The sequence below is a fragment of the Nostoc sp. genome (assembly GCF_036919675.1).
Lineage (GTDB): Bacteria > Cyanobacteriota > Cyanobacteriia > Cyanobacteriales > Nostocaceae > Nostoc.
Genome location: NZ_JBALCP010000135.1, coordinates 36,660 through 61,457 on the forward strand (window position 1 = coordinate 36,660; position 24,798 = coordinate 61,457).

26 protein-coding genes are annotated in these 24,798 nt (G+C 42.3%); 11 read left to right on the forward strand and 15 right to left on the reverse strand.

Features of this window, described 5'->3' with window-relative positions; all coding sequences use genetic code 11:
• Positions 1-70: 70 nt before the first annotated feature.
• The 4 genes from V7K49_RS32190 to V7K49_RS32205 all read left to right on the forward strand — a co-directional run bounded on the left by V7K49_RS32190 (position 71) and on the right by V7K49_RS32205 (position 3,046).
• Entirely contained in the window at positions 71-790 is a 720-nt protein-coding gene (locus V7K49_RS32190) for a hypothetical protein (protein WP_335209275.1), read from the forward strand.
• 84 nt (positions 791-874) lie between these two features.
• Positions 875-1,018, forward strand: a complete 144-nt coding sequence (locus V7K49_RS32195) for a hypothetical protein (protein ID WP_335209277.1) — start codon at positions 875-877, stop codon at positions 1,016-1,018.
• Positions 993-1,760: a DUF1350 family protein gene (locus V7K49_RS32200; RefSeq protein ID WP_334874485.1), complete on the forward strand. Its 768-nt coding sequence runs from the start codon at positions 993-995 to the stop codon at positions 1,758-1,760. Before V7K49_RS32195 ends, V7K49_RS32200 begins: the two co-directional genes overlap by 26 nt.
• Positions 1,761-1,909: 149 nt before the next feature.
• Entirely contained in the window at positions 1,910-3,046 is a 1,137-nt protein-coding gene (locus tag V7K49_RS32205) for a PP2C family protein-serine/threonine phosphatase (protein ID WP_334874487.1), read from the forward strand.
• Here V7K49_RS32205 and V7K49_RS32210 read toward each other — a convergent pair whose 3' ends face one another.
• The 4 genes from V7K49_RS32210 to V7K49_RS32225 all read right to left on the reverse strand — a co-directional run bounded on the left by V7K49_RS32210 (position 3,047) and on the right by V7K49_RS32225 (position 6,105).
• Positions 3,047-3,373 (reverse strand): STAS domain-containing protein, encoded by a 327-nt coding sequence (locus V7K49_RS32210; protein WP_334874489.1) that lies wholly within the window; start codon positions 3,371-3,373, stop codon positions 3,047-3,049.
• 1,008 nt (positions 3,374-4,381) lie between these two features.
• The gene (gene grpE / locus V7K49_RS32215) at positions 4,382-5,047 is read right to left on the reverse strand and encodes a nucleotide exchange factor GrpE (protein ID WP_334874491.1); all 666 of its coding nucleotides are present in this window, start codon (positions 5,045-5,047) and stop codon (positions 4,382-4,384) included.
• Between the two features lie 195 nt (positions 5,048-5,242).
• On the reverse strand, positions 5,243-5,737 hold the full coding sequence (locus V7K49_RS32220; RefSeq protein WP_335209279.1) for a Dps family protein: 495 nt from the start codon (positions 5,735-5,737) through the stop codon (positions 5,243-5,245).
• A gap of 104 nt (positions 5,738-5,841) precedes the next feature.
• Positions 5,842-6,105 (reverse strand): ParB N-terminal domain-containing protein, encoded by a 264-nt coding sequence (locus V7K49_RS32225; RefSeq protein ID WP_012410090.1) that lies wholly within the window; start codon positions 6,103-6,105, stop codon positions 5,842-5,844.
• A gap of 115 nt (positions 6,106-6,220) precedes the next feature.
• On the opposite strand from V7K49_RS32225, the gene V7K49_RS32230 reads away from it, so the two are divergent.
• The gene (locus V7K49_RS32230; RefSeq protein WP_442942334.1) at positions 6,221-7,975 is read left to right on the forward strand and encodes a SpoIID/LytB domain-containing protein; all 1,755 of its coding nucleotides are present in this window, start codon (positions 6,221-6,223) and stop codon (positions 7,973-7,975) included.
• A gap of 224 nt (positions 7,976-8,199) precedes the next feature.
• On the opposite strand, the gene V7K49_RS32235 is transcribed toward V7K49_RS32230, so the two are convergent.
• Complete coding sequence (locus V7K49_RS32235) at positions 8,200-8,499, reverse strand: ferredoxin (RefSeq protein ID WP_273763405.1); 300 nt, start codon at positions 8,497-8,499, stop codon at positions 8,200-8,202.
• 566 nt (positions 8,500-9,065) lie between these two features.
• Between V7K49_RS32235 and V7K49_RS32240 the strand changes: the two genes are divergently transcribed.
• The 4 genes from V7K49_RS32240 (at position 9,066) to V7K49_RS32255 (ending at position 11,927) form a co-directional block, all read left to right on the forward strand.
• Positions 9,066-10,061: a Gfo/Idh/MocA family protein gene (locus tag V7K49_RS32240; protein ID WP_335209281.1), complete on the forward strand. Its 996-nt coding sequence runs from the start codon at positions 9,066-9,068 to the stop codon at positions 10,059-10,061.
• Positions 10,062-10,089: 28 nt separating this feature from the next.
• The gene (gene map, locus V7K49_RS32245; protein ID WP_335209283.1) at positions 10,090-10,866 is read left to right on the forward strand and encodes a type I methionyl aminopeptidase; all 777 of its coding nucleotides are present in this window, start codon (positions 10,090-10,092) and stop codon (positions 10,864-10,866) included.
• A gap of 33 nt (positions 10,867-10,899) precedes the next feature.
• Positions 10,900-11,121, forward strand: a complete 222-nt coding sequence (locus tag V7K49_RS32250; RefSeq protein WP_335209285.1) for a hypothetical protein — start codon at positions 10,900-10,902, stop codon at positions 11,119-11,121.
• A gap of 191 nt (positions 11,122-11,312) precedes the next feature.
• Entirely contained in the window at positions 11,313-11,927 is a 615-nt protein-coding gene (locus tag V7K49_RS32255) for a Uma2 family endonuclease (protein WP_335209286.1), read from the forward strand.
• Between the two features lie 20 nt (positions 11,928-11,947).
• Here the strand turns inward: V7K49_RS32255 and V7K49_RS32260 are convergent, their stop codons facing one another.
• Positions 11,948-13,300, reverse strand: a complete 1,353-nt coding sequence (locus tag V7K49_RS32260) for a pentapeptide repeat-containing protein (RefSeq protein WP_335209287.1) — start codon at positions 13,298-13,300, stop codon at positions 11,948-11,950.
• 171 nt (positions 13,301-13,471) lie between these two features.
• Entirely contained in the window at positions 13,472-14,914 is a 1,443-nt protein-coding gene (locus tag V7K49_RS32265) for a DUF3370 domain-containing protein (RefSeq protein ID WP_335209288.1), read from the reverse strand.
• 193 nt (positions 14,915-15,107) lie between these two features.
• Between V7K49_RS32265 and V7K49_RS32270 the strand changes: the two genes are divergently transcribed.
• Positions 15,108-17,120, forward strand: coding sequence for a S9 family peptidase (locus V7K49_RS32270; protein ID WP_335209289.1), 2,013 nt, complete (start codon positions 15,108-15,110; stop codon positions 17,118-17,120).
• A 247-nt stretch (positions 17,121-17,367) separates the two neighbouring features.
• On the opposite strand, the gene chlP is transcribed toward V7K49_RS32270, so the two are convergent.
• The 4 genes from chlP to V7K49_RS32290 all read right to left on the reverse strand — a co-directional run bounded on the left by chlP (position 17,368) and on the right by V7K49_RS32290 (position 20,226).
• Positions 17,368-18,588 (reverse strand): geranylgeranyl reductase, encoded by a 1,221-nt coding sequence (chlP, locus tag V7K49_RS32275; RefSeq protein ID WP_335067366.1) that lies wholly within the window; start codon positions 18,586-18,588, stop codon positions 17,368-17,370.
• Between the two features lie 205 nt (positions 18,589-18,793).
• The gene (locus tag V7K49_RS32280) at positions 18,794-19,027 is read right to left on the reverse strand and encodes a hypothetical protein (protein ID WP_334874508.1); all 234 of its coding nucleotides are present in this window, start codon (positions 19,025-19,027) and stop codon (positions 18,794-18,796) included.
• Complete coding sequence (locus V7K49_RS32285; RefSeq protein WP_335209292.1) at positions 18,999-19,691, reverse strand: hypothetical protein; 693 nt, start codon at positions 19,689-19,691, stop codon at positions 18,999-19,001. Before V7K49_RS32285 ends, V7K49_RS32280 begins: the two co-directional genes overlap by 29 nt.
• 106 nt (positions 19,692-19,797) lie before the next feature.
• On the reverse strand, positions 19,798-20,226 hold the full coding sequence (locus V7K49_RS32290) for a hypothetical protein (protein ID WP_334874512.1): 429 nt from the start codon (positions 20,224-20,226) through the stop codon (positions 19,798-19,800).
• Between the two features lie 160 nt (positions 20,227-20,386).
• Here V7K49_RS32290 and V7K49_RS32295 point away from each other — a divergent pair, with 160 nt between their 5' ends.
• The gene (locus tag V7K49_RS32295; protein ID WP_273763392.1) at positions 20,387-21,403 is read left to right on the forward strand and encodes a sulfate/molybdate ABC transporter ATP-binding protein; all 1,017 of its coding nucleotides are present in this window, start codon (positions 20,387-20,389) and stop codon (positions 21,401-21,403) included.
• 265 nt (positions 21,404-21,668) lie between these two features.
• Here the strand turns inward: V7K49_RS32295 and V7K49_RS32300 are convergent, their stop codons facing one another.
• The 4 genes from V7K49_RS32300 to V7K49_RS32315 form a co-directional block, all read right to left on the reverse strand.
• Positions 21,669-22,253, reverse strand: coding sequence for a Uma2 family endonuclease (locus V7K49_RS32300; RefSeq protein WP_335209294.1), 585 nt, complete (start codon positions 22,251-22,253; stop codon positions 21,669-21,671).
• Between the two features lie 40 nt (positions 22,254-22,293).
• Positions 22,294-23,028: an HAD family hydrolase gene (locus V7K49_RS32305; RefSeq protein ID WP_335209296.1), complete on the reverse strand. Its 735-nt coding sequence runs from the start codon at positions 23,026-23,028 to the stop codon at positions 22,294-22,296.
• A 166-nt stretch (positions 23,029-23,194) separates the two neighbouring features.
• Positions 23,195-24,352: a 30S ribosomal protein S1 gene (locus V7K49_RS32310; protein ID WP_335209298.1), complete on the reverse strand. Its 1,158-nt coding sequence runs from the start codon at positions 24,350-24,352 to the stop codon at positions 23,195-23,197.
• 294 nt (positions 24,353-24,646) lie between these two features.
• Positions 24,647-24,754, reverse strand: a complete 108-nt coding sequence (locus V7K49_RS32315; protein ID WP_084227385.1) for a photosystem II reaction center protein T — start codon at positions 24,752-24,754, stop codon at positions 24,647-24,649.
• Positions 24,755-24,798: the final 44 nt, after the last annotated feature.

The following is a 24,798-nucleotide window of genomic DNA, read 5'->3' on the forward strand; positions in this document are numbered from 1 at the left end:
AATGCCAGCATTCCAGAAATTTGATTGCTATATTAGATTAAATAACTATTCTGGCAAGGATTAAAAAGCTGTGCGTGATGATTTACAGGGCTTGGAAATTAGTCAGGATGAACTGCAAAAGCTGACTAATTTACCTGTCAATGATCAACTTTTAATCATTACAAATCCTCTCCAAAAATTAGCAAACCTATACATCCAAAAAATTAAAAGTTCGGAAGGAGCAACTGTAATTTTTATTGGGTTTGCTACATTTGTGTTTGGCTATCTTTTCTTTGATATAATTATAAAAGTATTTTTATCATGGATAACAATTCCATCCTGGATAGTATTAATTTTCTTAGGTCTTTGGGTTGGCGGTCTTACGCAAACTATCTTATATTTAATCTGGAGAAGTAAAAGTAAAGTTGTCAAACTCAACATGACAAATTCTCTGCAAATCCTGTTAAATGATGTTGAAAGATATAATAGTGTTATTAGAGCAATAGATATTAATGACCAAATAGAAGAAGCTGGTAATCCAGAGGTACTTATAAAAGAAAGAGAGAATGTTCTGGCAGCGCTTAAGCTCACCAAAGCCGATTTAGTTCGTGCTTTGAAAACAGAAAGGATTTTGAGAGAAAATAAGAGCTTTATCCTTAGTAATACAGAGCTATTCGTCAACAATTTAGCAACTTTAACAGCCATGCAAGTAAATGAACAGGCTACTGAGCATGGAAGGTTACTCAATGAAGCATTACAGATTGCATTAGATGTGCAACACGAAATGAAAAGATTACAGACTCAGCGTTAAAACCAATACTCAGGGCGATTGTGCGTAACAGAAGTGAGTTGGAGAACGCGTAGATGCTGCTGATAAGTCCATAGATGCTGCTGGGTGGGTTGGTTTCCAATCTATTTGCCAGATATCCTCAATGGCTTTTTGGATAATCCTTCCCACGGTTGCGATCCCCGGTCTAACATAAAGAATATTCCTAAAGCGATCGCTCATTGGCATGGACTGGAAAGAAGTCAGAGGTAACTGGGTAATCATTCCCCGAAATCCCATAGGGATCATCCATTTTTTAGGAGGTGCATTTGTCGCCACTGCACCGCACATCACTTATCGCTGGTTACTCGAACAACTTGCAAGTAAAGGTTATGTTGTAATTGCTACGCCTTTCGTCAATACATTGGATCATACTGCGATCGCAAAATCCGTGCTGTTAAACTTTGACCGCACCCTCGAACGCTTACATGATTCTGGGGCATTACGCAAGCTTTACTTCCCCATCTACGGCGTTGGACACAGTATGGGCTGCAAACTTCACTTACTGATTGGTAGCCTCTTTCAAGTAGAACGTGCAGGCAATATTTTAATATCCTTCAACAACTACGCCGCTAAAGAAGCTATCCCCTTAGTAGAACAATTCAACTCTACTTTGAAAATCGAGTTTACCCCATCACCGTTGGAAACCAATAAGCTTGTCCAAGAGCGTTACAATATCCGGCGCAATTTATTAATAAAATTTAGCAATGACACCATTGATCAATCAGCAGCTTTAACCAAAATCCTACAAGAACGTTTTGATGAGATGGTGACAGCACAGACCTTACCAGGAACTCACACAACACCTCTAGGTCAAGACATTAAATGGCAAACTGGAACATCTTTTACCCCCTTTGATGCCTTAGGGCAATGGTTCAAGCAAGAAGCATACCGCGATTTAAACCATCTAAAAAGTGCCATCCTCTTGTGGGTGAATCCTCTTGCTTCCCCATAATGTTTTATGACGTTAAAAAGTCATTAATTCGACGGAAAAATATAAATTAGTAGTATCTATATATAGATACTACTAATTTATTAGCCCATACGATATTTTTATGTTCTATTTTAACAGCAAGTTATTAATGGTGTTCCCTATAACTTTCTATGTTTCAAATACTAATAATTGATGACGACTATTCAATAAAAATACTCCTGAAAAGGATGTTGGAAAAACAGGGTTATGAGGTAGTTACTGCCAGTAGCGGCCAGGAAGGAATAGAAAAGGCACTGTCTTACCGTCCAGCACTAATTATTTGTGATTGGATCATGCCAGGGTTGACTGGACTGGAAGTTTGCCAGCGCATTAAGGCAGATCCCAAATTTTATACGACATTCTTTATTTTATTAACATCCTTAGATTCCGTTGCCGATTGCGTCAAAGGTCTAGATGCTGGTGCTGATGATTTTATCTCCAAACCTATTGAGCACAATGAATTACAAGCACGGGTAAGAGCGGGATTACGCCTGCATCAGTTGAGTAGAGATTTGCAGGCTCAAAAGTTACTTTTAGAATCAGAAATGTCAGAAGCCGCAGAATATGTGCGATCGCTACTGCCTCTTTCCATGACGGAACCCTTCAATATAAATTTCCGATTCATTCCCTCGCGGCAACTCGGCGGTGACTGCTTCGATTACTATTGGCTTGATGCTGACTATTTAGCAATTTATTTACTCGATACTGCCGGACATGGACTCAAAGCTACTCTTCCCTCTGTTTCAGTCCTAAATCTGCTGCGTTCCCGTGCGCTCAAAAGTCTGAATTACTATCAACCTAGTGATGTATTAAAGGCTTTGAATGATACTTTTCAGATGAATTATCAAAATGATAAATACTTTACAATTTGGTATGGAGTTTACAACCGAATCAACCGCCAGTTAATTTATGCTAGTGCAGGTCATCCACCAGCAATTTTAGTAACAGGTACATCTCCCAGGAAGTCTGAAGTTAAACTTTTGAAAACCCCCGGTATGCCAGTTGGCATGTTTCCAGAGGCGAAATATGTTGATGGGTTTTGCAATATTGAAAAATTCAGTACCCTTTATATTTTTAGTGATGGCGCTTATGAAATAACTAAATCAGATGGCATACTTTGGAGTTTGGATGCTTTTATTCAGCTACTAGTTAGCTTACAACATCCTGTTGATGGCCAACTTGATCACGTACTGAGTTATTTAATCGCTCTGAACTCCAAAGATGTTTTTGATGATGATTTATCTATTTTGCAAATGAAGTTTGATTAATTACGTCTTGGAGACTAAAACTTGATTAAATGCGTCTTGATTGGGGAATATTTCAAATACTTTATCCATATTAGTCAGTTCAAATAATATCCTGACTTGCTCACTAATTGAGCAAAGAACAAGCTTACTATCTGCTGCTCGCAGGGTTTTGAAAGCTAAGACTAAAGCTCCCAAACCTGAACTATCCATAAATGTTACATCTTTAAAATCAACTAACACAATTTTCGCACCACTTTCTAGAATATTAGTGATATTTTGTCGAAAGTCTTGTGAAGTTGTGGCGTTTAAATTACCAGTGAGCTTAATAACTTTTACTTGTTCTCTCATAATTATGTCACGCTGATTTGTGTAAATGATGCTCTTATTTCGCCATTATATAACATTCAAAAATGCTTGTAAAATAAAAGCTAAGATTACATATTGAGTAATCATTGATAATTAATCATCATAGATAAAGATTAATTATAAATATTTTAATCTGAGTTTTTTGGAATTACAAAAAACATATTATTAACTAAGTATAGCTTTCCTACTAGTAACAGACCAATTAGAAATAAACCAGGTAAGTGAGTCGGCACGATAAAAATTATATATGTTTAGTTTTGTAAAATGTTGGAATGACCGATTTAGTAAGCTGTTTGCTGCTTTGATGTTTTGTCACAGATGTTGGTTTTTAACGCCAACTTGCTTGCATCTGATTAATGTAGGTATATACTGCTCTACAACCTGAAGTTACTGCTTTTCAGATTATTTACCAAATATTTTTGCAAAACTGAGATTCTCGAATAAACCTCATGATGATAGCCGTAATTAAACAATTCAAAATTCAAGGGGTTGCAGCGTGCAGCTAAACCGAGTCTAGCAGCGGCGTTCCTTTGCCTGGATACTGGGCGGTGGGTATAGATTATTCTCCAATTTGGCGGCGGATCTGCATCACCCACTAAATTTTCCCAGTCTCTAGCCCCCAATTCAGCACTATAAGCAAAAATACTATGAAAATTACTCAACTATCGGGGTTTACATCAGAATCATTAGTACATATACCCATTTCTTGACTACTAAGTATTTATGATAGTAACTAGGATCTAGATTTATTTATGTCCAATTACTTACATAATTGAAATAATTTACCTCTGGACTACCGCTCTAGAGCCAAAAATTTCGCTTTCAACAGCGCCAAGCAAGCTAAAACGCACACCAACGCTCTAACAGAAGTTCTCAGAGGCGATCGCCTCGGCTATTTTAGTATTCCCAATATCTCTTATTTATCAACAGATAACACAAAAAGTAAAGAGTTATGAATTTCTAACCCCTTACTGCTAATTCCTAACTCCCTCAAACAGCACTGACTTTGGCTCTATAAAGCAGCTTTTCACCTTGAAGGTAGCCAGTATAGCGCACCTTTACTTTTTCACCAGGTTGTGCTGTACCCTCCATCAATTGGTGGAGTTGGGGGTCATAAGGTAATTCTGCTCCCACGGGTGCGATCGCTTCCACTCCCCACGCCTGTAAAAGCTTTTCCAGGGGTTTCTGCACCAACGGTACTATTTTGACTGCTGCTAGCTGGGGATTTTCTTGCGCTTTCTGTGCTGCCGTTGGCCATTGCAATAGTAAAGACTCCAGCAGTTGCAAACTCGACTGCTGGAGTTCTTGTAGTAATATCTCTTGCTGTTGTTCTATTTGTTGCTGCGAGCGATCGTACTCTGTTCTTAAATCTGCAATCTCTTGTAACAATTCCTGAGTGGGTGCTGTTTTCTCTTGTAATAACTCTACGGTTGAAAAAGTTGTGACTAATTCACTCAATGGCATCTGTAGCACTGGCGACAGCTTGAGCAGCACTTCTACCCGCATCTGCTCTAGCTTTCCTTGGCGTAACCGCAAAAGTTGACGCTCTGAGACACCAGCAGCGCGACTCAGCGCTTTAAAACTAGAAATACCCACCTGTTGCATTAAATCTTGCAACTTTTGGGTATTGGGTATTAGGCATTGGGTATTAGGCATTGGCCAAACAGGGTATTAGGTATTGGGCATTGGGGAGCCAGTGCGTTGGGCGGGCAATGCCCGACTTATAACCCTACGGAGATCTTGCTAGCAAGAGCGTCTCCCTTAAAAGAAGCAACTGGCGTCATTGGGCATTGGCGATTAAGTTTTTTCTCTATTCTCTATTCCCTATTCCCTATGCCCTATGCCCCATTCCTATTCTTCCAGTAAACTTCTCAACATCCAAGCTGTCTTTTCATAGAACTCTTGCATCCGCTGAGTCAATAAATCGGCAGTAGGTTCGTCATTAACTTCCTCTACCACGGGGAAAATAGACCGTGCAGTTCTGACTACGGCTTCTTGTCCTTCCACTAATAAGCGAATCATCTCCACAGCTTTAGGAACTCCGGGAGTTTCTGGAATCGAACTCAGTTTGGCATATTCGCTGTAGGTTCCTGGTGCGGGATAGCCAAGCGCTCTAATTCTCTCGGCTATTAAATCAACTGCTAAGGCTAATTCTGTATACTGGGTCTCAAACATCAAATGCAATGTTTGGAACATCGGCCCGGTTACATTCCAATGGAAGTTATGAGTTTTCAGATACAGTGTATAAGTGTCAGCCAACAGGCGAGATAAACCCTCGGCAATTTTAGCCCTACTTGGCTCGTCAATGCCGATATTTACATTTTTGACTGTTACTTTCGATGACATAATTTTTTCCTAATTAGGTTATATGCAATTGGGGATTGGGTATTGGGCATTGGCAAGAAAATTAAGTTTCCATGCCCCATGCCCCCTGCTCCAAACTCAAGTCACTATGCCAAGTGCATCTTCAAAACGCTGCGGGGTGCTTTACGGACTCTGGCTAAAACGGTTTCTTTGCCTAAACGCTGGCAAGCTTCATACCGATGGCAACCAGAAAAGCCATAATATTGTCCATCTACTTCTAGGACATCAATAGGTTCTTGCTGCCCAATCTCCGCAATCGATTCCATTAAAGCTTGCACTTTATTTGGATCGTTTGCACGGGGCAATGGCCGTTTTATCTGATTTAATGGAATTTCTTGGACTCTAACCATAAGAAGTTTATCCAACTAGTTCTGTTTTGTGTCTCTAAATAAATCATAGTCATTATGACTTTATTTTGCAACTAGTATTTGGGGCAAAACTGGTAATGGTATCATTGGAGCACTCATGCGACAAAAAGACCGTGCTACAAAGCAATTGGAAAATCAGCTCCAACGCCGTATTAAGGGGCAGAAGACGCTCGTGACGCTGGGTGACTCGCTAAAGCTGCGCTATCGCCTTTGGCGTCTCTCTTTGGGAGAAGACTCGCTATCGCTTCGCTATCAGGTAGCCATGAAATTTTCGTTTTGGCGTTTTTCCCACACTGTGCTGACAACATTTTGTCTATTGGGACTGACTGCTGCATCAGGCCCTGAGAGCAACATCCAGGATATGGAACTGAAAATAGGGATTGTGCAGCGATTTGGCTCACAACCCACAGCCAAGCTGCAACTGGAACCCACAAAAGGCGATCGCTTAAAGCTAAAATTTAAAGCAGACAACAAGCAGCAAATGCTGGTTACCAATAAACCTGTAAAGCTGGAAACAGTCATGCAAGCTTTACCCAAGTCAGCAGTTGAAGAAGTGGTAGTTTTGGGCACATATCGCACCTTTGAAACTGCGGAAGACAGTGCTAATAAATGGCGTTCTCAGGGAATGGAAGTGGAAATAGCCCAGCCAGAACGCTGGCAGGTTTGGGCGAAACGAGATGTTTATAGCACTCCTTTACTGCGACGCTTGTTATTGCAGAACATCCAAGCTTCTACCAAACAAATAGTATATCTTGATACTAAGATTGTTAAACAAGTGCCGCGAGTTAGTTGGGTGGTGGATGGTAAACGCTATAGCCCAAATGATTTGGAAATCAGCACTGATAAAAACTTGATTCGGGTGAATCAAAGCGAAAAACAAGAGTTTGCTCGTCTTTATGCTGGACGACTGAATTTGCAGCCAAATGCTTACGGCACATACACCCTAGTTAACCAAGTACCCTTAGAAACTTATTTGCGTGGGGTTCTGCCTTACGAAATAGGTACAGATGCACCAACAGCGGCGCTGGAAGCCCAAGCAATTATCGCCCGGACTTATGCCTTGAGAAATTTACGCAGGTTTGTTGCAGATAACTATCAGTTGTGTGCTGATACTCATTGCCAAGTTTATTATGGGCTGAATGGAGCTGCTGCCAAAACAGACCGAGCGATCGCCTCCACCAGAGGTAAGGTAGTAACTTATAAAAACGAACTAGTAGATGCCCTGTATTCTTCCACCACTGGTGGTGTTACCGCCTCCTTCAGCGATGTCTGGAATGGCGATGATCGTCCCTATCTGCGCCCTGTACTAGATGCTGCGACTAATTTTTGGAACTTGTCTAAGCAGAGTTTGGCAGATGAAAATAACTTCCAGAAATTTATTAATATCCAACAAGGATTTAATGAAAGCAAGTGGGATATGTTTCGTTGGCATAAGGAAACCCCTTTAAAGGATATTATCAAGGACCTGCAGAAATTTTTGCAGGTAAAAAACAGTCCCTATGCCAAATTTAAGACAATTCAGGCTATGGCAGTAGTGAAGCGAAGCCAGAGTGGACGCATCCTTGAACTGGCGGTTAAAACCGATAACAGCACCTTTATTCTCCACAAAGACGAAGTTCGCAGTGCCTTTGCTGCTCCGATGAGCACGCTATTTTATATAGAACCTCTGAATAAAGGCAAACCAGAACTGTGGGGATACGCTTTTATTGGTGGTGGATTAGGACATGGAGTCGGCTTGAGTCAAACTGGCGCTCAAAATTTAGCAAAACTAGGTTGGTCGAGTCCAAAAATTCTCCAATTCTATTATCCTGGTACTCAGATTAAAATTCTTAGTAAAGAAATTAAGCTTTAACAAAAGAGGCCAGAGGCAGTCGCAGAGGGGAAACTCCATACTGAAAAATTAAGCAGGAACACAGGAAATTTTGTGTTCCTGCTTAACACGGAATTAGGCTTTTTGTCAAAGTCGTTTTAAGAGGTACACACGGCATTGGAAGGGTGTTGACCCTAGATGCCCTGCTTCTATTTTGTCAACATGATTAACTCTTGCAAGAGGTTTATTGTTGAGGTGTTCAACTCTTAATAGAGTTCTTCTTCTTTGTGAGTTTCGATTGTCACGTCAGAGGTTGGGTAAGCGACACAGGTCAGTACATATCCAGCTTCTATTTGATCGTCATCTAAGAATGACTGGTCACCCTGATCAACGGTACCCTTTAAGAGTTTACCTGCACAGGTCGAGCAAGCACCAGCGCGGCAAGAGTAGGGCAGGTCAAGACCAGCTTCTTCAGCAGCGTCTAAAATATAGGTGTCGTCCTCAACGTCAAGTGTTTTGTTCAGCCCTTCGGACTCGTTGATTAGTGTCACTTTAAAAGTAGCCATTGGATAATCCTCTCTTTTGGAAACGGCAGTATAAGTTATTCTAAGGCAAAGGTCACGGCTGTTCTGTGGGATTAGCCGCTAGTTTAAATTTGCTTCAATTCTGATACTACGAGAAAAATTAAACGATGTAACTGGAAATTGAACCCGATTAGTAATGAAATTTAGTTGCTTAATCCAGATAAGTTTTATTTATATATTTACTGCCCTAGTCAGGCTGTGATAATCAAAAACTATCTTATAGGGAATAAACCATTATTAAAATCGATGTTAGATAAAAGCTTTGTGTATCATAAAAAATTATCTTTGTCAAGATAATGCTCAAGAAATTTGGGTAAGTTGGTAATCAAAAAATTCCTGCAACAACTCCGAAAATTTAAGTGCATTCTGTGCTTCTGTGCGAGACGCTGTTCGCGTTCGCTATCGCCCTGAGTATTATCCAATCAGATTATTTTAATCACCTGATTTTTTGCCTTAAGCGCTTGGAAAGAGTGCCTTTGTTTTAGGGAATGAAAAAAGAATCCCACCACTAGAAGTGTGCGAGGATCGAAAATATAACTAGGAGGATCATGTATAATTCAGAAGCAGCTTTGGAAAAAGCAAGAGTGCGTGTAGGTTTGGTAGGTACTGGGTATGTGGCAAAGTTTCGCGCTGAGGCATTGCTCCATGATGAGCGATCGCAGTTAATAGCAGTTGTTGGTCATACCCCAGAAAAAACAGAAACTTTTGCCAAAGAGTACCAGATTGAAACGTTGAGTTCTTGGCAAGAGCTAGTAGAGCGGGAAGATATAGATTTAGTAATAATTTCCACTATTAATCGAGATCATGGGGCGATCGCTCGTGCAGCACTTACCAACGGCAAACATTTGATTGTAGAGTATCCCCTTTCATTGGATGTGGTAGAAGCTGAGGAACTGATTGCCTTAGCCAAAGCACAACAAAAACTCCTGCACGTTGAACACCTAGAACTTTTGGGTGGTTTGCATCAAGCCTTGAAGCAAAACTTAGCCAAAATTGGTGAGGTGTTTTTTGTTCGCTACAGCACCATCAATCCCCAGAATCCTGCACCCCGTAAATGGACTTATAACCACGAGTTGTTCGGTTTTCCCTTAATTGGGGCGCTGTCTCGCCTACATCGTCTCATCGATTTATTTGGTAAAGTATTTACTGTTAACTGTCACCAGCGATATTGGGAAATAGAACCGGAATACTACCAAACCTGTTTCTGCACTAGCGAACTGTGCTTTAACAGTGGACTTTTAGGCCAAGTAGTCTATGGCAAAGGTGAAAATCTTTGGCAATCAGAACGCAAGTTTGAAGTTCACGGTGAAAAAGGTGGTTTAATTTTTGATGGCGACACAGGATTGTTTATCCAGCCAGAGGAAACAACACCTATAGAGGTTGGCCCTCGGCGCGGTTTGTTCGCCAAAGACACCAGTATGGTATTAGACCATCTTTTTGATGGCACTCCTTTGTACGTTACCCCAGAGGAGAGCTTGTATACCCTAAAGGTTGCTGATGCTGCCCAAAGAGCCGCACAGACAGGGTCAACTATGTTTATGTAATTATGTAAAGATATCTAGATAAAAGTTAATGAAAACCGAACTAATTGTTATTTTATCCCAACGAGAATTAGACAAAATGCGTCAAGCTGGGCGTTTAGCAGCTAAACTTCTCCAACATCTGGAACCGTTCGTGAAGCCAGGGGTTAGCACTCTTGAACTAAATGATGAAGCCGAACGTTGGACACAAGCGCATGGAGCAAAAAGCGCACCCCTTGGCTATAAAGGTTATCCAAAATCGATTTGCACCAGTGTAAATGAGGTAATCTGTCACGGCATTCCCAACGCCAAGCAAATTCTCAAGGAAGGTGACATTATTAATATTGATGTAACCCCGATTGTTGAGGGTTACCACGGCGATACATCCAAGACATTCTTCGTTGGTACCCCTTCCCCAAAAACGAGAAAGCTGGTAGAGGTGACAGAGGAATGTTTGCGCCTGGGTATTGCTGAAGTTAAACCTGGAGGACGCATTGGCGACATTGGTGCAGCCATTCAAGAGTATGCTGAAGCACAAGGCTTTTCTGTAGTGCGAGATTTCGTTGGACACGGCATCAGTAACATTTTCCACACTGCGCCGGATGTTCCCCACTATGGCACACGCGGTAAGGGCAAGCGCCTCAGACCAGGGATGGTTTTTACGATTGAGCCAATGATTAACGAAGGCACTTACGAAGTCGAGGTTCTGGGCGATAAATGGACTGCGGTAACGCGCGATCGCAAATTATCTGCTCAATGTGAGCATACCTTAGCTGTAACTGAAGATGGCGTTGAAATCCTCACCCTACCTGAAAGCGATAATTACTAGACTGGTAGATTTTTCTACTACTTGATTAACATAATGACTCAAACTCTTGCTGCGGAAAACGGCACACTTGAGCAACTAATATTGCTCTATGGATTAGAGTTAGTTGATTCGGAAGAATTCTTTCGAGAGTGGCAAGATGACCTACCAGAACTGACAAACTTAAGAATTGCAGCTATTGGATCAAATAAAGGCAGGTTACATAAATTTACGAAACTATCCACCTTTATTAGAAAATACAATTGCTCGGTGGGTTAGGTTTCTGAGGTTTTAATGTTAACAATAATACTTTTCAAACATCCTCTTAAAGATTGAGTGAACACCTGGCGCTATTTGGGGATAAATATTTACACTTATTAAAGGTAATAAAAAAACAAAAATGCAAATTTTGTCAACTAAAAATCAACATTTATTGCACGAGCAAGTAAAACATATATGGATGTAAGATTATGACCCAAACGTTGCCAAAATTACTCACCTTCAATGAATTTATCGAATGGTATCCCAACAATGGGAAAGGCTATGAATTGCACAAAGGAGTAATTATTGAAATGCCGCCTCCAACCGGAGAACATGAGAAAGTTATTGCGTTTTTGTCGCGAAAATTAACCGTGGAGTTTGATCGTCTTAATTTACCCTACGGAATTCCCAAAACTGCATTGGTCAAAACTCCTTCTGCCGAATCCGCTTATTCGCCTGATGTGTTGCTGCTAAATCTTGATAATCTCGACAATGAACCGCTTTTTCAAAAACAGTCAACAGTAAGCCAAGCAGCATCAGTTCCAATAGTTATTGAAGTTGTTTCAACTAACTGGCGGGATGATTACTACAATAAACTTAGGGATTATGAAGAAATGGGCATTCCCGAATATTGGATTGCTGATTATGCTGCATTGGGTGCAAGAAAGTTCATCGGCAATCCCAAACAACCTACTATTTTTGTATGCGAATTAGTTGATGGTGAATATCAGATGACACCGTTTCAAAGTAACACCGCGATTTCATCACCTACCTTTCCCCAATTAAATTTAACTGCACAGCAGATTTTTAATGCGGCTAACTAATTTTTTATCTAGTCTTATAACTATCTTCCCAACTTATTAGGAATACCTTCACAACCACTAGGAATAGTAGCTCTGGTTTTTTCGCCTCCCCAAGTGCAACAGTAGTTACGTGCAGACTCAGACATCCGTTGCACATTGCTGAAATTAGCATTTTCCACCACAGCGCCAGTGTGTTCGCCGGTTTGATAATCTGGTCGTTCAGTGCGACTACGGGGTGATGCTTTATCCACTACACCATAGAATAGGCGAATCCCGTTGATGTCGGCACCACTCAGATTAGCATTATATAAAATTGTGCGGGAAAGATTGGCTTTTACTAAGTCACAACCGACTAAATTAGCGCGGACAAGATTAGCTTCGCTCAGGTCAGTCCAACGCAAATCAGTACCAGAAAGGTCTGCTGCGGCTAGCATGACGCCTAAATCGATGACACGCACACCTTCCAGGCGGTCTTCTGCATATCCGCCACTACCGTCGAGAATGGCTCGACCTAATAGGCGATCGCGTTGTAAGGGTGAGAGCAACTTGGAACGTGAGAGAAAGCGGAGAATTTTCGCTTTACCACTGCCATCTACACTACTTAAAATTGCCGCAGTGCGTCCTTCGGCGATCGCTCTCTCTTGGGGCCAATCTTCTAATAATCCTTCTTGATCTAATACCAAGTCTGAAACGCCTTGGAAATAGGAATCAATTGTCTGCTGCTGGGTGATAATATTTTGCTGAACTGTCAGTAGATTTTGCTGAATTGTCAAGTCTTTGGAGATGACATATTGTCGCCACGCCACGTAAACGGCGATGACGGCGATCAGAATTTGCCCCAAAGCGCCAAACCAGTCTGCTAGGGTTCCAGCAATGTCCCAGTCAATCTGGTGTCCCCAAAGCAGTAAGCGATCGCCCACACCTGTAAACTTGATCAAGCCGATGATGGCTACTATCAGTCCTAAAAAGGCAACAAACAGGGTGCGTTCTTCGTGTGAAAACCACTCGTCTAAGGCTTTTTGCAACCAAGGCAATAGTATCGCTAGGGATAACAGCAAAGTTATCAGTGTTCCGATAATACCGATGATCCAGTTATTCAGGATAACTCCAATAAAAGTAACAGCGATCGCTATTAGAGTAATTAGCAATGCCCTTGGCTTAACTGTGAATAGCTTGGTAGTGGGTTGCTGGAGGTCAGAACGGGCTAGTTGTAAAGCATTTGTATATTGCGGAGATTTCAAAGATGCGATCGCCGCTAGGGCTTGTTGTGTCGCTAGTGGTTCTGAGGTTAGGTTCTTCTCAGTTGCACCACCGTCAAAGTCATCTGGTTGCAAGTCGTTTTCCGGGACTGGTTCTGGGGTTGGTAGATTAGAGGAATCGGATTCAATCGTCATGTTTTCTATTTTGCCCCAGCACATTTAGTTCAGCATCTGTTTTATCAGAAATTGCACTAAACCCAAAACGAAAAGCCTGTATTCTATGCAGATGAGAAATGCTAAATTTAACAGTTTTCAATTGTGTGTACTTCACGCAATTTGTAGGGGAACCACAGCAGTTCATCTGGATTAACTTAACGGAGAAACTCGCGCTGGTAAACGTTTTTCGATAAACTTTTTTGTTCTCGTCTGCCCTCTGCCTGATGTTTGGCCTACAGTTTGAATTGTCAGCATTTCAGGGGGCGTAGCATCAGGTGGGTAGAGAAAATCCACTTTTACCAGTCGCCGCTGGCCAGGAGATATTTTTAATTGAGCAAGCGGTTCTCCCATCTGTCCCCGTTGTTGAACTAAATGCCAGTATTGGGTTCTGGGTAAGCCGTTATCGTCATTGTAGCGAATACGAACTGTGCCTCGGAAAAAGACGGATGATTGAGGTGGTGAAAAAAAGCGAAGCCCTGGTTTACTTAACTCATCTTCTTTGATAGGTGTTTGGAAAAGCACATTTACAGTTTGTATTTTATCCGTATTGTTGATTAATGGTAGAGAGATGTTGTATTCAATGCCGTAGTTGCCGTGAGCTTCGTAAGCAGTACCAGGATAACGCGCTACTAGTTTAGCAGTTTGGTTTTGTCCAGTACCCATTTTGCCTGCTAAAAGGGTACTTAAACCATAGGAAAAAGCTTGTCCTGATTCGGGAATTGTCAGGTATGAACTATTAGAGTCGGTAACTTGTGCTTGCCAACGAGAGCCAACAGCTACCCCCGCTACCCGTCCGTAAATTTCTGCTGCCCCTGCAAGCTGATTTGGAGGACTGGGGGCAGGTTCACGGGGTCCTGCAAAATCACCATTTTCTAACAAGTTCTCCCATTCTTCTAAAGTGGGCGCTCGTTCACTACCATCGGGATTGGGTTTGGCAAACATGGCCAGGTTCGCCAGATAAACTGGACTATCACTATACAAACGTAACAAAGTAGAACGTCCATTCAATGGGGGTGCTAAAGTCCGCACTGGAATTGGATGATTCATTAACATCCGGCTTTGTTTTGGTGGAATTACCAACTGGGCTGGCCATCCTGACTGCCGTCTGACTCGTAGCACATCATTCATGACGCGATCGCCAGGACCTGCATAAATGTTTCCCGAATTATTTGACTGCATGGGGGGAAGTTTGATAAAAGGTGCATCAGGTTGACTAACATAACTAGCTGCTTGCAAAATGTTGATAGTTGCAGTCTGATCGCTTGGATTGTAAACAATTACCCCCAAATAAAGAGTCCGCAAATCATTTGGAGTCTCAATCGCTCTAGCAATGTGGTGAGAAAATAAATCAAACTGTCCCTGAAATGGAAAGTTCAAGTGGGCGCTGGGCACTTTTTTGCCTTGAGGAGGAAATGTAGACAGCAGAATTCCTTCACTCTGAACTACTTCTGGGTTATTACTGTTAAATACTGGTACTTCGTCAAGATGTCCTGTTAAAGGTCTTGTTTGTTGGGGAATGAAGATTTCCTGTGGTGCAGGTGCTGGAGAAGGCGATGCTTGAGCCAAAAACAAATAGGAAATAAAATTAAGCATTTATTCAAAAAGCAATTTATCGCTCAAGTTCAGAATACAGCATACCTAATCTATACCTCCTGCAATCCGTGACAAGTTAGAGGATGTTTGCCAAAACCCTTACTAACTGTTTGTAAAATATAGTTGCAAGTAACAGTCACTAAAGTGACTAACAGATGTAAGATAAGCGTCTGTGCTAATTTTTACAACAAAAATGAAAAGGTTCAGAGAACTCGCATTAGCTTGTGGTGCGATCGCTGCTTTGATCAGTACGAGTCTCAAGGTTCAGGCAACGTCCAAGCGGCTGATTAACCTAGACGATCTGTCTGCTCTCCACCAAGTCAGCGAACCGCAAATTTCTCAAGATGGAGCCTGGATAGTCTATACGGTCAAGAGTACCGATATTAAGAATGATTCTGTCAACAACAATATTTATATAACTTCGTGGGATGGCTCCCGCACCCTAAAATTAACTAACAGCAAAGATAGCAAAAGTTCCCCTCGTTTCAGTCCTGATGGAAAGTACCTGATCTTTCTCTCCAGTCGTCAATCCGAGAGTGAAGGCAATCAAATTTGGCTGCTGAACCTTGCCGGCGGAGAAGCAGAAAAGATTTCACATTTTCCAGGAGGCGTTTCTGATTTCGTTTGGTCACCCGATGGCAAACGACTAGCTGTAATCGCCGAAGATCCACCCCAAGAAACTCAGAACGAACAAAAGACCGCACAGCCAATTGTCATTGATCGCTTTCAATTTCAGGAGGACGGCGTTGGATATCTCGGAAAAAGTCGCGAACACCTCTACGTGTTTGACTTAGCAACCCACAAAGCAGATATTCTGACGCCAGGTGAGTTTAATGAGTATTTGCCCAGCTGGTCTCCAGATGGTAAGAAGATTGCTTTTGTCAGCAAGCGTGGTACTGATTTTGATCGGCATAACAATTGGGATATCTACACAATCGAAGCCCAACCAGGAGCAAAAGTACGTCAAATAACCACCAATGAAGGCCCCGATTCCGATCCCTCCTGGGGTAGCCGACCTGTTTGGAGTCCAGATGGGAAGTTAATAGCCTACCTGCAAGGAGGCCCTCAAAAGCTAATTGAGTACGCCGTTTACCATCTTGCCGTTATTCCAATGGAAGGAGGCACTCCACGTCTGTTAACAGCAAATCTTAATCGCAATGTTGTTAAGCCACACTTTACATCTGATGGCAAATCAATTGTGTTTTTACTGGAAGACGATGGCAATGTTCACCTAGCAAAAGTACCAGTAGCAGGCGGTAAGATAGAGCGATTGCTAGCTGGACGGAGAAATATCAGCGCCTTTGACTTAGGGGGTGACGACAGGATTGCCTTGTTATCTTCAATACCGCAGGAGCCAAGTGAGGTTTTCACCCTCAAAGGCACTGAACTGAATTCAATATCGCACCAAAACCAGGAATTGCTTGTCCAACTTCTATTAGGGACGACGGAAGAAATTAGTTTCAAGAGTAAAGATGGCACCCAAATCCACGGTTTCTTAGTCAAACCACCGAATTTTCAACCAGGAAAGAAATACCCAACACTCCTTCAGCTTCATGGTGGCCCAGTCGGGCAGTACACAAACGAGTTTATGTTTAACTGGCAACTGTTTGCTGCAAAAGGTTATGTTGTCGTTGCAGTTAATCCACGGGGTAGTTCGGGACGGGGTGAAGCGTTCTCGAAGGCTATTTACGCTGATTGGGGAAATAAAGATGTTCAAGATGTCCTTGCTGCTGTTGACTACGTTGAAGCACAAGGGATAGCCGATCCATCTCGGTTGGGAATAGGTGGATGGAGCTACGGTGGTATGTTAACAAACTATACTATCGCCCAAGATACCCGTTTCAAAGCTGCGGTAAGTGGAGCTAGCATTTCCAATATTTTGGCAGGATACGGTACTGACGAGTATGTTTATGATTACGAACAGGAACTGGGCGTGCCGTGGAAAAACCTCAATACTTGGCTACGAGTTTCTTTTCCATTCCTGCACGCCGACCGAATTGTGACACCAACACTATTTCTGGGTGGTGATCGGGATGCTGCTGTTCCGTTGCACAACTCTGAGCAGATGTATGAGGCACTCAAAAGTTTAGGGGTTGATACTCAATTGATTATTTATCCTGGGCAATCCCACGGTATTAGCAAGCCGAGTTACCAGCGCGATCGCTTACAACGCTATCTTACTTGGTATGACAAGTATGGGTTGTGAGTATTCACAAGTTACCGAAAAGTCTGAGAAGCGCAGGGTGTAATTCTCGCCCAAAAAATGACTAGATGTTGAGCATTCGCCCCCTTGCCAATACTGATAATAAACCAATGGTTTACAAATGCTATCGTTAAGCAGGGTGGACAGGATGCCCTAAAGTTCTGATGGTCGGAAACCTCCTCTCAGACTTCTTTCCACCCCGCAAAATTAAGTAATTTATTTGTTGGAAGTCCCAGTATTCCCCACTCAATTAAGGTGCAAGGGCATTACCCCGAATTAGACTACCAATGGTTTTGGCAGTAATTTTCAGTTGGGTGATGGGATTAGCTGGGACAACCGTCTTATACAAATAGCTATCGAATGTTAGCCGTTGGACATCGAGGTCATCGCACATTTCCACAAACGCCTCGCGAGTGGCATTGGAACGATAGAACACAGTTTGCAGAATGTCCAGCACCTTGTAAGTGAGTCCGTATCTTTTATCCCAACGCTTCAGATAAACCTTGAGGTCATCTTCTGTAGGAATCCGGCTACCACTGTTAGATGCTTCTACAATGGTTTCGGCACACATCCGCCCAGATTTAGCGGCAAAATAAATACCTTCACCAGAGGACTTGGTGACGTAACCAGCAGCATCTCCCACCAAGGCGATGCGACCGACAACACGACGGGGACGGGGATGTTCAGGAATGGGGTGGGCTTCTACTTTGATGATTTTACCGCCTGCGAGTTTCTCGGAAGCACGGGCGCGGATACCAGCTTGTAACTGTTTGATGCTGGCTTTATTAACCTGCATCGTGCCAGTACCGACAGCTACGTGGTCATATTTGGGGAAAACCCAAGCGTAGAAATCAGTAGAAACGTCATCACCGACATACATTTCGGCGAGGTCGTTATAGTAGGCCATTTTGTCTTCGGGTAAGCGAATCCGCTCTTGGAAGGCGATCGCATAATTGTAATCCCCAGCGTCCATTTCTTTGGCAACGCGGGAATTAGCCCCATCCGCCCCAATGATTAGATCCACCTTCAGGGTTTTGGCAATACCCTGTGAGATACCTTCTGTATGGTCAACGTAATGAATGGTATAGGGGTCAGTATTATTTCCTGGTATATCAAGTTTATGAACAGTGGCATTTATTAAATTTGCGCCTACTTTTGCCGCCCGATCCCGCAAAAAGCCATCCAGCACTTCCCGGCGGCACATTCCTATATATTCATCTTCATTTACCAGATTGATATCAACCTCGCGATTGGAAGGCGAAATCATTTTCATCTTCCGTACCCGGCGATCGATAATCTCTGGTGGTAAGTCAAATTCACTCACCATACAGAGGGGAATTGCACCCCCGCAAGGCTTTGCATTGTCTAGCTTCCGCTCAAACAAGTAGGTTTCAATCCCAGAGGCTGCCAGTGTTTCTGCGGCAGATGAACCAGCAGGGCCTGACCCAATAACAGCAACCCGTAGTGTCAAAGGTCTTTCTCCCAATCTTCACATTTACCGAGAGCATACTACCACGGTCTTTCTAGTGATTTGGCGCTTTACCTTCAGGTTTCTCCTGAAATGCAATATTCCTTAATGTTTCGATACGAAAAGCGAGATGGGGAATGGAGAATTTGGTTAGTGGAAGATTTACAGGTATAATTTTTATAACCCAACCCAATTACTACCCTTAGTATTAATCGTTGTAAGGTTGTGGATCGAGAATCTCTATACCACCAGGTGATACTTCCCTAATTCCACCAGTTGGATACAAGTCTTCTGGATTGAGAATTTCAACAATTATTTTAGAACCCTGACTACCTAATTGATATCCACCAAAAACTGCATATTCACCTGTAGCCTTGATTTTCAAAATTAACTTGTAAACTTGCCCTGAAGGACTAACAGCTTTGTATTCTCCACCTAACATCTGTTTCTCCTGATTCAAATAATCTCTCCCTAATGGGGTCAATAATCTCTATTTCGCCAGGTGATACTAATCTATATCCACCTGTTAGATATAAATCTTTTGGATTTGGATTAAGAATTTTAGCTATGATTTTATAACCTTTATTATCCAATATATTTCCCCCAGAAACTGCATATTCACCTGTACTCTTGATTCTAAAAATTAAGTCATAAACTTCTCGTGAAGGACTAACAACTTTGTCATTTTCACCTAAAACCTGTTTTTTCTTATTCAAAAGTTCTTTCAGCAATGTTGCAGCTTGCTTATTACCTTTTGGTAAAAATTTAGGCAACCAGTACGAAGCCTTATCTACCGCATGAGGGTTTTCTGATAACTTGTCAGATAGGATGGCCATAACACGTCGGAAGCCAAGACGCGGGAGTAAATACTTTACCCAAAGTTCTACTTCACTAGCATTTGCTTCTGCTAATCCTCGCTCAAGCAGAATCTCAAAGTATCTTTTATTCTTCAGTATGGCATTAGCTAACTTTAAACCGATGACAGAATCTCGATCTAAGATAGCGTTGATCTCATCGAACTGAGCTTCTTCTGGTAAACTCATCAGCTTCTTTTGTAAAGCTTTATGGTCTTCAAAATCTTTATCAGTAATAAATCGGCTAATCATATTCTTTATACCTATTAATATCTGATAATATTTATGATCCGATTTAATTACACCCCAATCTTACCAAATGCCATCTTCTATCTATCATGGGAGAGGCTGTTGTGTCTTAATCATTACCAGGGATTAAATTGAGACTAATTAGACTTTTGAATTGACCTGGCTCAAAAAGTTCTTGAGGTAGTAAATCTGCGTTACTCATTGATTCAGCGCCAGGTCGATAATGTCCAGATTCATTAGTCCACTTGCGGAGGATGCCTCTATTAGTGCGTCCTGAAAAGTAAAGCCGACCAGCGTATTTTACATCCTCTCCCTTTGCTAAATCTATATGACCAATTGCTCTATCTGCAACCCTAGCGCTGGCTCTACGAATAAACACTATTCCTTCTAGAGTGACAATAAAATTATAGACTCCTGATGCGGTGCGTTCTTCGCGTTTGTATCTAACCTCTCGCCATTTTCCTTGCTTAAGAACGAGCCGCGATCTTTGGATGATTCTTGGCGAGTCTTTGGGAAATAGGTTAGGGAATTTCTTCAACCCCAAGGCTCCTCACACTTTGCTCATCATTGTAGCTTCCTCGATCGCGGCAGTTGCGGTAGCCAAATCTTGTTCATCTATTAATAATTATGTATGGTATATGTAAGACACGGTAATCCTAGCAAGGATCTGTAGATTTAGTTGCAGAGGTATAGCGGCAGTGGGCATAGTAGTTGAGAATGTCTCCAAACAATTCGGGAGTTTCAAGGCAGTTGATCAGGTCAGCTTGGAAATTAAGAGTGGTTCGCTAGTTGCGTTGCTCGGGCCATCGGGATCAGGTAAATCTACGCTACTACGGCTAATTTCAGGTTTAGAAATGCCAGATAGCGGCAAAATCCTGCTTACCGGTAAGGACGCTACATACCAAAGCGTGCAACAGCGGAATATTGGCTTTGTGTTTCAGCACTATGCCCTATTTAAGCATTTGACTGTCAGGCAGAATATTGCCTTTGGCTTGGAAATTCGCAAGGCACAGCCAAAGAGGATTAAGGGAAGGGTAGAACAGTTACTAGAATTGGTGCAATTGACTGGACTAGGCGATCGCTATCCATCACAACTTTCTGGTGGTCAAAGACAACGGGTAGCATTAGCAAGGGCATTGGCAGTGGAACCAGAAGTATTACTGCTAGATGAACCCTTTGGTGCACTTGATGCTAAAGTTCGCAAAGACCTACGGGCATGGTTACGCCGCCTCCATGATGAAGTTCATGTTACCACGGTTTTCGTCACCCACGACCAAGAGGAAGCAATGGAAGTCTCCGATGAAGTTGTGGTCATGAATAAAGGGCGTGTGGAACAGGTGGGGACACCAGCAGAAATCTACGATAATCCTGCCACCGCATTTGTAATGAGCTTCATTGGCCCAGTGAACGTATTACCTAGCACCTCGAAGATTTTTCAAAGTAGCGGGTTTGATACGCCACACCCACAAGTATTTTTGCGCCCACAAGATGTGATTTTGGAAAAAGTTGCCAACGGTACCACTACACCTGCGACAGTGAGCCGATTGGTACATTTGGGTTGGGAAATTCAGGTGGAATTAACTTTCGATGATGGACAAGTAGTGACGGCGCATTTAACACGCGATCGCTTTAATGACTTAGAGTTAGAACCGAAACAGCGAGTGTATGTGAAGCCAAAGGATGCGAAGTCCTTCCCACTGTCTTATTCAATTTAGACTTTTGTCAGTTTCTTAAGGTTCAGAACCCCTAGTTAATCGCTGTTTAATTCAGCTATTCGCTAGAGATTTTAATCTTAAGTGGGCTAGAGAGAGCGTCACTTCACAATGCTAAAATTGCCTAAAATTGTGATGGAATAAAACAGCAGAGGCACAAATAACTATAGAAGCGCCAGAGGATTTTACTGCCGATGTTGATTTATATGTAAGCGGGGAAAAGGTTGTCAAATAAGCTATTTGTTAATGTTGAAAAAATCGCTCTCAACTAAGATTCAGTTACAGGCGATAATATTTCCAAAACCGCAATGCTCAAATCAGGAAACTCTAAAGGTGAAATAGTCGCATCTTCTGCCAAAATCACTTTACTTTGATAGCCATCCTGAGTTGGTTGCCGAAAGACGTACAATTGACGACTAACTACATCTAGCACCCAATAATCTGTAATTCCCGCTTGGGAGTAAGCTTTAGCTTTGGTTTGGCAGTCTAATTTCAGGCTGCTATCTGCTACCTCAATAATCAGATAAACTTCTGAAGGGGTGGGATGATGGTCAGCATAATCCAGCGGATCTACTTTAACGACAGCAATATCCGGTTCCGGTTCAGATCGTTTATTTAACTTTACTGGGTCTTGAATAGATACCCAAGCCCGATTTCCTAATCTGTTTTTCAGTAAGTAATCTGTTCTCCCAACTGCTGACCGATGGGCTGTGCCTTTGGCAATCATCCAAATTATCTTCCCTTCTAAGAGTTCTACACGTTCATCTGCACCAAATATCCCAGCCTCAGCCATCCGGTGGTATTCTTCAACTGTCCACAGGCGAAGTTTTAACGTCGATTCTGTGTTTTGCATAGCTTGTTTAGCAAATGTGAGGAGTAATTAATATCTTAGGTTAATCTTCTAAAATCTGGATTTCATCAAGTTGATTAATCACCACATCCGCACCTCGGACGTTATCCGACTTACCCACCCAAGTGATACCAATACAACCTGCGGCTTTAGCATTACGCGCCATTTGCATATCACCAACTGAATCACCCACCATCAATGTAGCGCCTGGTTCCACTTCTAAGGCTTGACAAGCTTGCAAAAATAGTACTGGATCTGGTTTACTGGGCCCCTCATCTACTCCCATTTCCAACTGGATATAATCACTTAATTGGTGATTCGCTACAAAGTTATGTACTTCTTTAGTTGTCGCAGCGGAGAGGATGCCAAGTTTCAAACCCCCTTCCCGTAGGTATTTCAATAAGTCTAAACTACCCACAAACAGCGGTGAAGGAGTTTGTTCAATGTATTTCTCCGCTTCATCCAAAGCTTGAGTGGCTATTTTTAAGGACTCAAACCATCCTCTTCCAGTTTCGGCAATATATGCCGCACATGCAACTTCTGTTTCGCGGCGACTCGCCACTGCTATCAAACCTGCTGGATTTAGGCTACTACCATTGACGCCAAATGCCATTAATAGCGGTTCTCCAATACCGGGAACTTGAGCGTCTATCAACCTCGCTGCCCTTTGTGCGAGCGATCGCAAATACGTTTCTGAATCTTCTAGAGTACCATTTTTGTCAAATAAAATTCCCTGGATATTATCAAAAGTGATGTTTCCACATTTAATAGTTACCACAATATTTCACCTCACTTATTTAGTTATGAGTTATCAGCTATGAGTTTTTATTCCTAACTCCTAACTCCTAACTTTGGCCAATTCTCCACATAAAAAAAGAGGGAAAAACCCTCTTTATATAATGATTTAATACTCTTACTTAAAGACAAGTAAAACTATAAATGTATTATTGTTCAATCGCTGCTGGAATTTCCTCTTCAGTTTCCGTCGCTGGTGGAATCTCTTCTTCAAGTTCTGCAACTGGTGGAATTTCCTCTTCAGTTTCCGTCGCTGGTGGAATCTCTTCTTCAAGTTCTGCAGCTGGTGGAATCTCTTCTTCAAGTTCTGCAGCTGGTGGAATTTCTTCTTCAAGTTCTGCAGCTGGTGGAATTTCTTCTTCTGCGACGACTTCCACAGGTGCAGCAGGCGCAGCAGTAGCACCTTGTTGCTTGGCTAAGAGCTGTTCACGATACTTAGCAGCCATTTCTTCTGCCTTATCGTAGACCAAATCCCGGTTTTTAATCATGTCTCCGGGTTCGGGTTCTAGTTGCTTGGTAGATAGGGAAATCCGACCCCTTTCTGCATCCAAGTCAATGATCATAACTTTCACTTCATCATTGACATTGAACACGCTATGAGGTGTATCAATATGTTCGTGGGAAATCTCAGAAATGTGCAGTAGGCCACTGACGCCGCCTATGTCGATGAAAGCACCGTAGGGTTTGATGCCACGAACTGTACCAATTACTACTTCACCAACTTCTAGGCGGTTCATCTTCCGCTCAACCAGCGCCCGACGGTGAGATAGAACTAGGCGGTTACGTTCTTCGTCCACCTCTAAGAATTTCAATGGCAGATCTTCGCCTACCAATTCTTCTTTAGGTTTGCGGGTACTGATGTGGGAACCAGGGATAAAGCCACGTAATCCCTCAATCCGTACTAATGCTCCGCCGCGATTGGTTGCAAACACGCCAGAACGGACAGTAGCATCTTCTGCTTGCAGTTGTCGCACACGCTCCCAAGCCCGCATATATTCAATACGGCGAATGGAAAGGGTTAATTGACCATCTTCGTTTTCATCGGTAAGAATGAAAAATTCCCGCGTTTCGTTTGACTGTAAGACTTCTTCCGGGCTATCTACCCGGTTAATAGACATTTCTTGTATAGGTATATATGCTGCGGTTTTAGCACCAATGTCAATCAGAGCGCCGCGCGGCTCTATACTGAAAACTGTTCCTGGGACAACATCACCAGGGCTAAAATGATAGTCGTATTTGTCAAGTAGAGCAGCGAAATCTTCGTGAGTGAATCCAATTTCTGTAGCGGTTAAATTCTGATTGACCATGCTTATTTGTTCCCGGTTCTAGTCTCCGTAAAGGTTGTGCCACAAGTTCGATTATGTTATATAAGCAGTTTTATGGCAGCTTACATAACACATCCTTTTTCATCCTAGCGCAGAAAAGCTAGTATTAACACATATCTACTCCCAAGATGGGAATTGTATCACAATATTAAAATGGTTAATCATTTACTTAGTAGTTAAAACCAACAAAGGACAAAAACAATAATATCCGTTGTTACCACAATTAGTAACAACGGATACTAACATCAAATCCGCTTCAAGGTCTGGTAATAGGCTCTACTTATCTTTTGGTTTCTCAAAGCGAGGTGGTTCGCGAAATGCGATCGCAAAGAAGAGAGTACCTATACACAGAGTAAAAATCAAGATGTACGCAACGCTTTCCATATTTATAAGTTCCTGCCTATCGAGCCAGTAATTAAAGTTCTTAG

Bases quoted from the DNA above. Each gene is read 5' to 3' on its own strand.
- V7K49_RS32220 (WP_335209279.1), bottom strand. From the start codon at position 5,737: ATGTCATCGAAAGTAACAGTCAAAAATGTAAATATCGGCATTGACGAG.
- V7K49_RS32260 (WP_335209287.1), bottom strand. From the start codon at position 13,300: ATGACGATTGAATCCGATTCCTCTAATCTACCAACCCCAGAACCAGTC.
- V7K49_RS32255 (WP_335209286.1), top strand. From the start codon at position 11,313: ATGACCCAAACGTTGCCAAAATTACTCACCTTCAATGAATTTATCGAA.
- V7K49_RS32235 (WP_273763405.1), bottom strand. From the start codon at position 8,499: ATGGCTACTTTTAAAGTGACACTAATCAACGAGTCCGAAGGGCTGAAC.
- V7K49_RS32250 (WP_335209285.1), top strand. From the start codon at position 10,900: ATGACTCAAACTCTTGCTGCGGAAAACGGCACACTTGAGCAACTAATA.
- grpE (WP_334874491.1), bottom strand. From the start codon at position 5,047: ATGCCTAATACCCAATGCCTAATACCCAATACCCAAAAGTTGCAAGAT.
- V7K49_RS32240 (WP_335209281.1), top strand. From the start codon at position 9,066: ATGTATAATTCAGAAGCAGCTTTGGAAAAAGCAAGAGTGCGTGTAGGT.
- V7K49_RS32205 (WP_334874487.1), top strand. From the start codon at position 1,910: ATGTTTCAAATACTAATAATTGATGACGACTATTCAATAAAAATACTC.
- V7K49_RS32310 (WP_335209298.1), bottom strand. From the start codon at position 24,352: ATGGTCAATCAGAATTTAACCGCTACAGAAATTGGATTCACTCACGAA.
- V7K49_RS32270 (WP_335209289.1), top strand. From the start codon at position 15,108: ATGAAAAGGTTCAGAGAACTCGCATTAGCTTGTGGTGCGATCGCTGCT.
- V7K49_RS32285 (WP_335209292.1), bottom strand. From the start codon at position 19,691: ATGATTAGCCGATTTATTACTGATAAAGATTTTGAAGACCATAAAGCT.
- V7K49_RS32300 (WP_335209294.1), bottom strand. From the start codon at position 22,253: ATGCAAAACACAGAATCGACGTTAAAACTTCGCCTGTGGACAGTTGAA.
- V7K49_RS32315 (WP_084227385.1), bottom strand. From the start codon at position 24,754: ATGGAAAGCGTTGCGTACATCTTGATTTTTACTCTGTGTATAGGTACT.
- V7K49_RS32225 (WP_012410090.1), bottom strand. From the start codon at position 6,105: ATGGTTAGAGTCCAAGAAATTCCATTAAATCAGATAAAACGGCCATTG.
- V7K49_RS32230 (WP_442942334.1), top strand. From the start codon at position 6,221: ATGCGACAAAAAGACCGTGCTACAAAGCAATTGGAAAATCAGCTCCAA.
- V7K49_RS32210 (WP_334874489.1), bottom strand. From the start codon at position 3,373: ATGAGAGAACAAGTAAAAGTTATTAAGCTCACTGGTAATTTAAACGCC.
- map (WP_335209283.1), top strand. From the start codon at position 10,090: ATGAAAACCGAACTAATTGTTATTTTATCCCAACGAGAATTAGACAAA.
- V7K49_RS32280 (WP_334874508.1), bottom strand. From the start codon at position 19,027: ATGTTAGGTGGAGAATACAAAGCTGTTAGTCCTTCAGGGCAAGTTTAC.
- V7K49_RS32200 (WP_334874485.1), top strand. From the start codon at position 993: ATGGACTGGAAAGAAGTCAGAGGTAACTGGGTAATCATTCCCCGAAAT.
- V7K49_RS32265 (WP_335209288.1), bottom strand. From the start codon at position 14,914: ATGCTTAATTTTATTTCCTATTTGTTTTTGGCTCAAGCATCGCCTTCT.